8 protein-coding genes and 1 pseudogene are annotated in these 11138 nt (G+C 70.0%); 6 read left to right on the top strand and 3 right to left on the bottom strand.

Annotation, left to right across the window (positions count from 1 at the left end; all coding sequences use genetic code 11):
* Positions 1-452: 452 nt before the first annotated feature.
* Positions 453-1160, bottom strand: coding sequence for an IclR family transcriptional regulator (locus AC08ON_RS00555; protein ID WP_476606007.1), 708 nt, complete (start codon positions 1158-1160; stop codon positions 453-455).
* Positions 1161-1251: 91 nt separating this feature from the next.
* On the opposite strand from AC08ON_RS00555, the gene leuC reads away from it, so the two are divergent.
* The 3 genes from leuC to AC08ON_RS00540 all read left to right on the top strand — a co-directional run bounded on the left by leuC (position 1252) and on the right by AC08ON_RS00540 (position 4122).
* Complete coding sequence (leuC, locus tag AC08ON_RS00550) at positions 1252-2649, top strand: 3-isopropylmalate dehydratase large subunit (protein WP_476606029.1); 1398 nt, start codon at positions 1252-1254, stop codon at positions 2647-2649.
* 83 nt (positions 2650-2732) lie between these two features.
* A complete protein-coding gene (gene leuD / locus AC08ON_RS00545) occupies positions 2733-3320 on the top strand; it encodes a 3-isopropylmalate dehydratase small subunit (RefSeq protein WP_476606008.1) in 588 nt (195 codons plus the stop codon).
* Between the two features lie 517 nt (positions 3321-3837).
* Positions 3838-4122 (top strand): HU family DNA-binding protein, encoded by a 285-nt coding sequence (locus tag AC08ON_RS00540; protein WP_011437995.1) that lies wholly within the window; start codon positions 3838-3840, stop codon positions 4120-4122.
* A gap of 21 nt (positions 4123-4143) precedes the next feature.
* On the opposite strand, the gene AC08ON_RS00535 is transcribed toward AC08ON_RS00540, so the two are convergent.
* Entirely contained in the window at positions 4144-6345 is a 2202-nt protein-coding gene (locus AC08ON_RS00535) for an RNA degradosome polyphosphate kinase (RefSeq protein ID WP_476616275.1), read from the bottom strand.
* 314 nt (positions 6346-6659) lie between these two features.
* On the opposite strand from AC08ON_RS00535, the pseudogene AC08ON_RS00530 reads away from it, so the two are divergent.
* A pseudogene (locus AC08ON_RS00530) lies at positions 6660-8909 on the top strand (putative bifunctional diguanylate cyclase/phosphodiesterase); the annotation flags it as partial.
* Between the two features lie 35 nt (positions 8910-8944).
* Here AC08ON_RS00530 and cofC read toward each other — a convergent pair.
* Complete coding sequence (cofC, locus tag AC08ON_RS00525) at positions 8945-9823, bottom strand: 2-phospho-L-lactate guanylyltransferase (RefSeq protein ID WP_476606010.1); 879 nt, start codon at positions 9821-9823, stop codon at positions 8945-8947.
* Positions 9824-9898: 75 nt separating this feature from the next.
* Here cofC and AC08ON_RS00520 point away from each other — a divergent pair, with 75 nt between their 5' ends.
* Positions 9899-10156 carry a hypothetical protein gene (locus AC08ON_RS00520; RefSeq protein ID WP_476606011.1) on the top strand — a complete coding sequence of 86 codons (258 nt, stop codon included), beginning with the start codon at positions 9899-9901 and terminating at the stop codon, positions 10154-10156.
* The coding region (locus tag AC08ON_RS00515; RefSeq protein WP_476616274.1) for an NAD(P)H-dependent glycerol-3-phosphate dehydrogenase at positions 10153-11138 on the top strand (986 nt) is incomplete at its 3' end. The genes AC08ON_RS00520 and AC08ON_RS00515, both read left to right, overlap by 4 nt.

Raw genomic sequence — 11138 nt, 5'->3', positions numbered from 1 at the left:
GCCGCCCGGGGCGGCCGAGCCTACGACGGCGCCGCTGCGGGCGGCGGCGGCCCGTGGGCGGAGCCCGGAGCGTCATCCGGACGAGCGCACCAGTGCGCGGGCGAGCTGTATCGCTTGCACTAGATGCCAATACCCGCATGGGTCATCCGGCCTACTGTTCCGATCATCCGAGACGGACGACTCGAACAGGCTACGACGTAGGGCGGCGAAGCCGCGCGGCGGGAGATACCCCTGCGCGGTGGAGCCGCCGCCCACCACCGGCAGATGTAGCCCGGGCAGTCGCGGGCGTGGGGTCCGAATGGGGGATTCAAAATGGCGAATGGCAAGAACGGCCGACGAAAAGGTCCGGTCGCGTGTTTTGTGGCCGGGGAAAGTGGCGGTGGCCCACCGGTTGGTGGCCGACGTCCGGTGGCCGGCGGTTGGTGGCGGGTGGATGCAGGCGAGTGGGTGTGTCAGCCGACGGCCGGTGTCGAGAGCCGGGCTGCCGCGGCGAGGACCGCCGCGCGGTGCCGGCGCCCCGGCGACCGGGTGAGTCGCTCCACCGGTCCCGACAGGGACACTGCCGCGATCACCGTTCCCGTGCCATCGTGCACCGGGGCGGACACGGACGCCAACCCCCTCTCGCGTTCCCCGATGCTCTCCGCCCAGCCACGATCGCGCACCCGGCGGAGGACAGCTTCGTCGAACAGGGCTCCGGCGAGCAGTTCCGGCTCGGGATGCGCCGCGAAGGCGAGGAGGACCTGAGCACCGGACCCCGCCGTCATCGGGAGTGCGGCGCCGACGGGCACGGTGTCGCGCAGGCCGCTGGCGCGTTCGGAGGCGGCGACGCAGCGGCGCAGGGCCCCGCGCCGCACATAGAGCTGGGCACTTTCTCCGGTCACCTCACGAAGCTCGGCGAGAACCCGGTCGGCCCGATCCAGCAGGTCCCACGGCAAGGGGGTCGGGGTCCCCGCGGCGAGCCGCGGCCCGGGGACGAAGCGGCCGTCGGCGGTCCGGCCGAGCAGGCGGTGGACCTCGAGAGCCTGTGCCAGCCGATGCGCCGTCGCACGGGTGAGCCCGGTTCGGGCCACCAGATCAGCCAGTGACGCCGGTCCCGCCTCGACGGTGGTCAGCACGAGGGCTGCTTTGTCCAGGACTCCGACTCCGCTAAGCTGTTTCACACATTGATACTGTCATCCCACATCATGAGACAACAAGCTGTGGGACAGGGAAACTCATCACCACGCCAGAAGAGGGGAGAATGGGTTGCCCATGGGGCGCACACTTGCGGAAAAGGTCTGGGACGCCCACGTGGTGCGGCGCGCCGACGGTGAACCGGATCTGCTGTACATCGATCTGCACCTGGTTCACGAGGTCACCTCGCCGCAGGCGTTCGAGGCCCTGCGGCTGGCCGGGCGGCCCGTGCGGCGTCCGGAGCTGACCCTCGCTACCGAGGATCACAACGTCCCCACCACCGACACGCTGGCGCCGATCGCCGATCCGATCTCGGCGGCTCAGGTGGAGGCGCTGCGGAAGAACTGCGCCGAGTTCGGCGTGCGGCTGTACCCGATGAACGACCCGGGCCAGGGCATCGTGCACGTCATCGGCCCCCAGCTCGGGCTGTCCCAGCCCGGCATGACGATCGTCTGCGGTGACAGTCACACCTCCACCCATGGCGCGTTCGGGGCGCTGGCCTTCGGGATCGGCACCAGCCAGGTCGAGCACGTCCTCGCGACCCAGACGCTGCCGCAGCGCAGGCCGAAGACGATGGCGATCACCGTGGCGGGCGACCTGCCCGTCGGGGTCACCGCGAAGGATCTCATCCTGGCGATCATTGCGCGGATCGGTACCGGCGGTGGTGCCGGCCACGTCATCGAGTACCGCGGTGCGGCGATCCGGGCCCTGCCGATGGAGGGCCGGATGACGGTCTGCAACATGTCCATCGAGGCCGGTGCGCGCGCCGGGATGATCGCGCCCGACGGCGTCACGTTCGAATATCTCGCCGGGCGGCCGCATGTCGCCACCGGCGCTGCCTGGGAGGAAGCGGTGGCCTACTGGCGCACCCTCGCCTCCGACTCCGACGCGGTCTTCGACCGGGAGGTCGTGATCGATGCCGCGAGCCTCACGCCCTACGTCACCTGGGGAACCAACCCGGGCCAGGCCGCACCGCTCGGATCGCTGGTTCCCGCGCCCGCCGACTACCCGGACGCGGCCGCGCGGGCCTCGGTCGAACGAGCGCTGACCTACATGGGCCTCACCCCCGGCACCCCGTTGTCCGACGTCACCGTCGACACGGTGTTCATCGGATCGTGCACCAACGGGCGCCTGAGTGACCTGCGCGCCGCCGCCGACGTGCTGCGCGGCCGGCGGGTGAGCGAGGGGGTCCGGGTCCTGATCGTTCCCGGCTCCATGGCGGTGAAGGCGCAGGCCGAGGCGGAGGGGCTCGACGAGGTCTTCCGAGCGGCGGGAGCGCAGTGGCGCAGCGCCGGCTGTTCGATGTGCCTCGGCATGAACCCCGACACGCTTCGGCCCGGCGAGCGCAGTGCCTCGACGTCGAACCGCAACTTCGAGGGCCGGCAGGGGCCGGGTGGGCGCACCCATCTCGTCTCACCCGCGGTCGCCGCGGCCACCGCCGTGACCGGTCGGCTGACCGCTCCGGCGGATCTGTAGCGCGCCCGGCGTGGATCGTCGGTCCACGCACGACGGCGACCGTCGTTCATCCACGACTTCTTTGAGAGGGGAGCGTTTCCGCGATGGAGGCGTTCACGATTCACACCGGGCGCGCGGTGCCGCTGCGCCGCAGCGACGTCGACACCGATCAGATCATTCCAAGTGAGTGGCTCAAGCGGATCGAGCGGACGGGATTTGGCGCCGGCCTGTTCGCGCAGTGGCGCGCCGACGACGGCTTCGTGCTGAACAACCCAGCGTACGCCGCGGCGTCGATCCTGCTGACCGGCTCGGACTTCGGCACCGGTTCCTCGCGGGAGCACGCCGTCTGGGCGCTGCAGGACTATGGGTTCCGTGCCGTGCTCTCGCCCCGGTTCGCGGACATCTTCCGCGGCAACGCCCTCGGCAACGGCCTGTTGCCGGTGCAGCTGCCGGCTGAGACGGTCGAGGCACTCACGTCCGCCGTCGAGGCCGATCCCACGATCGAGATCACTGTCGATCTCGTCGCGCGCGAGGTCCGGGGCGCGGGGCTGGTGGCCAGCTTTGACCTCGACGACTTCACCCGCTGGCGGTTGATGGAGGGGCTCGACGACGTCGGGCTGACCCTTCGCCACGAAGAGATGATCACCTCTTTCGAGGCCGGTCGGCCCGCCTGGTCGCCGACCACCGCCTAACGCCCGGGGCTGTCACCCGGCCACCGGCGTCCGGGTGCGCCGGTTCCCGAGCACCGCACCATCCGCGGGGACGGAGTCGGGTCCGGTCTCGGTCGGGGGTTCACGGTGGTGCGTGTCGGATCTCACATTCAGGAAGGTGGGATGGGTGACGGGTGCACCGGGGGAGTGTTGATCATCTCTGTGGGGATGAAGCGGCTGTCGCGGCAGGCTTCCGGGTAGCTACCCAGCGGAGTGGCATCGGCGATGTCGGGGGCATCCGGCTACCAAAGGGTGACATTGCGCCCAAACCAGAAGGCAATTCTCGCTACTGAACGTAATGAATCTGCCGAACGAGCTATGTCGGCCGGACCCTACGCATCCCGTCGCCCACCGGAGCAAACCCGTTGACGTGCGGGTTTGTGTGACGCGACACGCTCACGGGAATTGCCCTCGACAGTGGAGATGCCTACGGTGCAGCGCAGTGTGATGCCCGATCTGCTCCCCACCCCGCGCCCGCGGGGGGCGTCCGGAGGTTGTTGTGAACAAGTCCCAGTTGGTTGACCGCATCGCCCAGCAGATCGAGGGCGGGCGGTCGAACGCCACCAAGGCCGTCGACGCGGTGTTCGACGCCATTCAGGAGGCCGTCGCGAGCGGAGAGAAGGTGACCATCACCGGCTTCGGCGTGTTCGAGCGGGTGGAACGGGCCGCCCGCACAGGTCGTAACCCGGCGACGGGTGAGCCCGTGCACGTCGCTGCCTCGGTCGTGCCGAAGTTCCGGCCCGGCTCCGAGTTCAAGTCGAGCGTCTCGGCGAGCAACGACTGACCATCGGTGCGGGCGCCGGGCTTACCGGTGCCCGCGCCGCATGGCGTCGGCCATCAGGTCGTGCTGGTAGTCCGACAGGCGAACGTCGTCCGGCCCGGTCGTGCGTCGTTCCCAGCAGCCGTCGGACTGCAGCACCCAGGCGGACACCTCGTCGGAGAACGCGTGGTCGAGCATCTGCCGCAGGGTGTCTCGCCGGTCTGGGTGCGGGACGCGCACGAGTGCCTCGATACGACGGTCGAGATTGCGGTGCATCATGTCCGCGCTGCCGATCCAGAACTCGCCGGACGAGGTGAACTCGAGGACCCGGCTGTGCTCCAGGAACCGCCCCAGGATCGAGCGCACGTGGACCGTCTCCGACAGGCCCGGCACTCCGGGACGTAGGGCGCAGATCCCGCGGACCAGGCAGTGCACGGGTACCCCGGCGATGGAGGCGTGATACAGCGCGTCGATCACCTGTTCGTCGACAAGGCTGTTGACCTTGATGCGGATCCCGGACTCCCCGCCCTCCCGGGCAGCCTGGGCCTCGGCTTCGATCCGCTGCAGGATGCCATCCCGCATGTGCTGCGGGGCGACCAGCAGCGAGCGGTACTCCGTCTGTCGGCTGTAGCCGGTGAGGACGTTGAACAGGTCGGTGAGATCCGCGCCCACGCCCGGGTCGGCGGTCAGCAGCCCGAGGTCCTCGTAGAGCCGAGCGGTCTTGGGGTTGTAGTTGCCGGTACCCACATGGCAGTAGCGGCGCAGGCCGCCGCGTTCCTGGCGTACCACGAGGCAGGTCTTGCAGTGGGTCTTCAGGCCGATGAGACCGTAGACCACGTGGCAGCCGGCCCGTTCCAGCTCGCGGGCCCAGCGGATGTTGGCGCTCTCGTCGAACCGGGCCTTGATCTCGACGAGGACGACGACCTGCTTTCCCGCCTCGGCCGCGCCGATGAGGGCATCCACGATGGGGGAGTCCCCGGACGTGCGATAGAGCGTCTGCTTGATGGCGAGAACATGCGGATCGGCCGCCGCCTGCTCGATGAACCGCTGAACGGACGTGGTGAACGAGTCGTACGGGTGGTGAACGAGGACGTCGCCCTCCCGGAGCACGCTGAAGAAGTCCGGTGTCTCGCCGTCATCGGTCGTCAGCCGCCGATGTGTGATCGGGACCCGCGGCGTATCTTTCAGCTCCGGGCGGTCGAGGTCGTAGAGAGCCCACAGGGTCGACAGGTCGAGCAGGCCGGCGACCCGATGTACCTCGCGCTCGGTGATCTCCAGCTCCCGCATCAGCAGGGTGAGCAGATCATCATCGATGTCGCCGTCCACCTCCAGGCGGACGGCGGGACCGAACCGGCGCCGGGCGAGCTCGCGCTCCAGAGCCTGGAGCAGATCCTCCGCCTCGTCCTCCTCGACTTCGAGGTCGGCGTTGCGGGTGACCCGGAACAGATGGGAGTCGATCACTTCCATGCCCGGGAACAGCTGGGAGAGATGGGCGGCGATCACTTCCTCCAGCGGGACGAAGCATGCGCTCGCCTGGGGGGCCAGGCCCCCCGGGACGCCGGTCGTGTCGGTAGGCTCCACCGCCACGGGGACCAGCCGAGGAACGTTCTGGGGCACCTTCACCCGGGCGAAGCGGTCGACCTCCCCGCCCGGGTCACGGACCTGGACGGCCAGATTGAGCGACAGCCCGCTGATGTAGGGGAAGGGGTGCGCCGGATCGACGGCGAGGGGAGTGAGCACCGGGAAGATCTGCTTGTGGAAGTAGTGGTGCAGCTGATCACGCTGGGTCTCGGTCAGCTGGGGCCAGAACCGGATGCTGATCCCGGCATGGGCCAGCGACGGCCCCACCTCGTCGGTGAAGCATCGCGAATGCCGCTGGGTGACCTCGGCCGTCATCGTGCTGATGAGATCGAGTTGTTCCCGGGCGGTCAGCCCGTCGGCGGAGCGGACGGCCAGTCCCGTCGCCTCGCGTCGCATCAGCCCCGCGACCCGGACCATGTAGAACTCATCCAGGTTGCTGGCGAAGATCGCTAGGAACTTCGCGCGTTCCAGCAGGGGCGTGGACACGTCCTCGGCGAGCGCGAGGACCCGGGCGTTGAAGTCGAGCCAGGACGCCTCTCGGTTGATGAAGCGGCCGGCGGGCAGGTCGGACGGCGCCGGCTGACGTGGCGCCTCCAGGGGCTCGAGCAGGCCACTGCGGGCCTTGCGCTGAGGCTGTTCAGGACGGGTCGCCATCAGCTCGCTCATGCCTGTAGATGGTGCCAGTCCCCGATGGACTCGGCAGCATCGATGTGGCATCTCTGGCAGCGGGGGCCGGGCGGGACCCGCATCGCTGGTCTGACTCCGATCCGGACGCTGGCAGAGACCGCGCGGCACGCGAAGTATCCGCCTACTCTTTGTGATATAGCGATCACGCGCTACGGTGCCGAGAAGCGCCGTCGCACTCGTTTGTACCTTATCGTGATGTAGCGGGCCGTTTCCGTGGTCCGGTCGGATCCCTCTGCCCTAGGCGGCCGACTGCCCCAGGCGGCCAGCACAGGGGGAGGAGGGCGGGACGAGGGATGCTCGTCGACGCCGCCGCGATCGCCGCGGGCCTGACCGCGACACTGAGTTGTGCCCTGGCCGGTCGCCGTCTCGGTCGAGTACGGGGCCGCTGGTTGGTGTGGCTGTCCTTCGCGCTGGCAACCTGGACGGTTGGACAGGCCGGATGGATGCTGCACCGCTGGGACGGGGCATCGGTCGGAGGGCGGACCGCGACGGATGCCGGGTATCTCACCGACGCCGGCCAACTCGCCATGCCGGTCCTCGCACTCGCCGCCTTCGCGGCTGTTCCCGCGGGTCGGGCGCGTCGATCACGACCGCGCGCGGGCGTGCTGGCGCCGGCAGGGATGGCCGGCCTCGCCGGGGGCAGCCACCGCTGGCCGCCGAGTTCCTCGCGGCTCACCCGCGTCGCCGGGGCGGGCTGCGAGGGGGTGGCCGCCGCCTACCCGCGCGCCAGTCCGGCCACCGCGTTCGACGAGGTCATACTCGGCAACTCCCTGTTCCTGCTCGCCTGGTCCGGGGTGCTCGCCGGGATCGACGAAGTGGACTCCTCCCGCCCGCCGCAGCCGGTGGAGCATCTCCTCGCGGTTGCGCATCCGATCGTCGTGCTGCTGTTGATCATCGCATTCCTGCACGTGGCAGGCTTCCGGCAACCGGTGGACCTGCCCGCCGTCGCGATCGCCGGAACCGGACTGGTGTGCCTCGCGGTCGCCGGCGTGTGGATCGTTCAGCTCGACGGCAGGGATCCCACGATGACGGGTTCCTGCTCGGTCGCCGGTGCCCTGTTGATCGTCCTTGCGGCATCGCGTGCCGGCCGGGAGGACGGCCGGGAGAACGGCCGCCGGTCTCGCCGGTGGCCCGTTCACGGCGAACTGCTCGGATGGCTGTGGCCGGCGGTCCCCTATGTCGCCGCGGCCGCGGTCGCGGCGCTTCTGCTGGGGCGGGCCCACGGCGGAGTCGTTCTCGATCCGGTCGAGATTATCGGGGGTGCGACGCTCGTCCTCACCGTCCTCGTCCGGCAGCTGACGACCCTGCGGGTGAGTCAGCGGTTGGCGGGCCGGGTCGGCGAGGCCGAGCACGAGGCGCGGCACTGGACATCCCATGACCCGTTGACCGAGCTGGCCAACCGCGCCCTGTTCCACCAGCGGCTCACCGACGCCCTCGCCGCGAGCCGCCACGACGGCCGTGACGTGGCCGTCCTGTACTGCGACCTCGACGACTTCCGGGTCGTCAACGACAGCCTCGGGCACGCCGCAGGTGATCATCTGCTGCGCGAGGTCGGGCAACGGCTACGACACTGCGTAGGCACGTCGGACACCGTGGCGAGGCTCGGCTCCGACGAGTTCGCCGTGCTGTTGGACGGTGGGCGGGAACTGCCCGAGACCGTCGCCGAACGGGTCCTGGCCGCGCTGCGCCAGCCGGCGCAGGCCGCCGGTCACCTCTGGCCGGTCCGCGGGAGTGTGGGGCTGGTCGTCGCGTGCCGGACCCAGGAGACCACCGAGGCGCTGCTCCGGCGGGCCGACACGGCCGTCCACACGGCAAAACGAACGGGAAAGAACCGTCTGGTGGTCTACCGGCCCGGACTGTGCCCGCCCAGCGCCGGCACGCACCTCGCCGACGCCTTGGCCACCGCCCTGCGCAGGGGAGGACGGTCGGCCGGCTTCGACGTGCACTACCAGCCCATCGTGCGGCTGCGCGATCGCAGTCCGGTCGCCCTGGAGGCCCTCGCCCGATGGACGGAGCCGGGGCGTGGACCGGTGCCACCGGGCACCTTTGTCGCGGCCGCGGAGGACGGCGGCATCGTCGGCGCCCTCGACGACATGGTCCTCACCCAGGCCTGCGCGGAGGTCGCCGTGGCGTACCCGGCCTCGGCACTGCGGCTGCACGTGAACGTCTCAGCCAGCAGGATCGCCGACACCACGCTGCTCGACAGTGTCGCCCGGGCGCTGGCGGCCAGTCGGTTCGACCCGGGCAGGCTGGTGGTCGAGATCACCGAAACGAGCCGGATTGACGATCTGCGCGGCGCACGCGAGGTGTTGAACGAGGTTCGTGCGCTGGGGGTGGCGGTCGCGCTCGACGATGTCGGTGCCGGCCACAGCACATTGGCCGCCCTCCATCAACTGCCGGTGGACGTCGTGAAGCTCGATCGGACGCTGCTCGAACCGCCCAGGGACGGACACCGAGTGGCGACGATGCGTCGATCGATGATCAGTCTCGCGCACGCCCTCGGTGCCGTCGTCGTGGCCGAGGGCATCGAGCGGGAAGGACAGATCGCCGAGCTCGAGGAGCTGGGTTGCGAGCTGGGTCAGGGATACTTCTTCGCCCGGCCTGGTCCGCTCGCGTCGCTCACGATCCGGCGCTGGGTTCCGCCTACGATCCCCGGCGGTACGGACAGCCCTGACTCCGCCGAGGTGCCCGGTCCGCCGCCGGATCCGCCGGAGTCCTCCGCCACGAGCGGGGAGTGATACCCGGCGGTCAGCGCCGCCCTGGTGGCCAGGCCTACCCCCAGGTCCCGGGCCTGCGCCAGATCCGCCAGCGTGTCGACGTCACGTCGCAGTCCCGGTACCGAGCCACCGAGGGTTCCCGTCAGATCCACCGCTCCGGAGCGACGGTGCGTGGCGTGACTGTGTGGTCCGAATGCGGGCTGCAGGGTGGCGCCGGCCGACGCGGTCAGCAGAGCGGTTCCCGTTCCGGTCGCGTCGGCGAGAACCGCTCGACGGTGCTGGCTCGCCTCGGACAGCGCCTGATGCAGCTCGGGGGGGCGCAGCGCGGGAAGGTCGGCGGAGAGGGCAGCCACCGCACGGGTGGGCCAGCGGGCCGAGGCCAGCGCGGCGCCGTGCACCAGAGCGGGATTGAGACCTCGGTCGGGTTCGTCCGGAATCACGACGAGCCGAGCACTCCTCGCAGCCGGGGAAAGATCCAGTTGATCTGCGCCGATATAATGGGAATTGAGGAGAGTCGACAGGGCGTGGTCGGCCGTCCGATCGTTCGTTACGATCATCACGGCGCCGACCAGATCGGTCTCGGACCCAAGTACCGCCATCACCGTGTCCAAAGCCATCGCAAGGGCCAGCCGGCTCCGGTCGGGGCGGTCCAGCCGGGTCTTCGCCCGGGTGAGGTTCTTCAGCGGCAGCACGACCGTCCAGGACACTCCGTTTCGTGGGAGCCACACGAAGGCGACCATAGGCCATGCCGACCCCGCGGTGCGCCGGGTCCTGCGTGCGCGGGCTGAACGCCGGAGCCGTGGCGCGTCCCCGGCATGCGGCGCATCCTGCGTGGTACCCGCCAGATCGGCGTCTACGGTCAGAGTGAGGACGCGGCGGACGCGGCGCGATGCGAGATGTCCAGCCGGCCGGGCGTCGATACCAGGCACGCGATCCATCCGGAGGGCACAATTATTGTCGATTCCCGCCACAAGGTAGAAAACGCCTCGATCGGTGGCGCCTTCCTCGTACCCATCGTCAGGGTCGCGATCGCTCCCCCCGCTCGGCCGGACGTTTTCTGGGGAACCAGGTGAGACGGGCCGCGGTGCTTACGGCCGGGTCCTGGGGAAGTGTGTTCGCGAAGGTCCTCGCGGATGCCGGAGCGCGGGTCAACCTGGTCGCCCGTGACCCTGAGATCGTCCGGGCGGTCAACACCCGCCAGGTCAATCCGCGCTATCTGCCGGCGATCCAGCTGCCGGACCGGGTGCGCGCGATGTCCGACGCGGGGGAGGCGCTGGCCGGCGCGGAGTTCGTGGTGCTGGCCGTACCGTCTCAGGCGCTGCGCTCCGTCCTCGCCGGATGGGCGCCCCTGATTGGCTCCGACGCCGTCTACGTCAGCCTGATGAAAGGGGTGGAGGTGGGCAGCCAGCTGCGGATGAGCGAGGTCATCACGCAGGTCACAGGCGTGTCGCCGGACCGGATCGCGGTGGTGAGCGGTCCGAATCTGGCGCCCGAGATCGCCGCCGAGCAGCCGGCGGCGACTGTGATCGCCAGTACTTCGACGAGCACGGCGGAGGCCGTCCAGGCGGCGTGCTGGACGCCCTATTTCCGCCCCTACACCAACACCGACGTGATCGGCTGCGAGCTGGGCGGAGCGATCAAGAACGTCATCGCCCTGGCTGCCGGCATGCTGGAGGGAATGGGCTTCGGCACCAACAGCCTCGCCTCGTTGATGACGCGCGGCCTGACCGAGACTCTCCGACTCGGGGTCGCGCTGGGTGCCGATCCGATGACATTCGCGGGACTGGCGGGACTGGGGGATCTCGTGGCGACCTGCGGCTCCCCGCTCTCGCGCAACCGCACCTTCGGCGAGAAACTCGGGCGTGGCCTCACGCTCGCGCAGGTGGAGGCCGAACAGCAGCAGGTCGCCGAGGGGGTGCGCTCCTGCCGCCCCCTGCTCGCCATGGCCGATGACCTGGGCGTCGCCATGCCGATCACTCGCCAGGTCGAACGGGTCCTCTATGAGGGTCTTCCCCCGATGGAGGCCGTCAAGGATCTGATGAGTCGGGAGCCGGG

The organism is Frankia sp. CoWAU3 (assembly GCF_977971855.1).
This window is presented reverse-complemented; position numbering and strand designations above follow the sequence as displayed.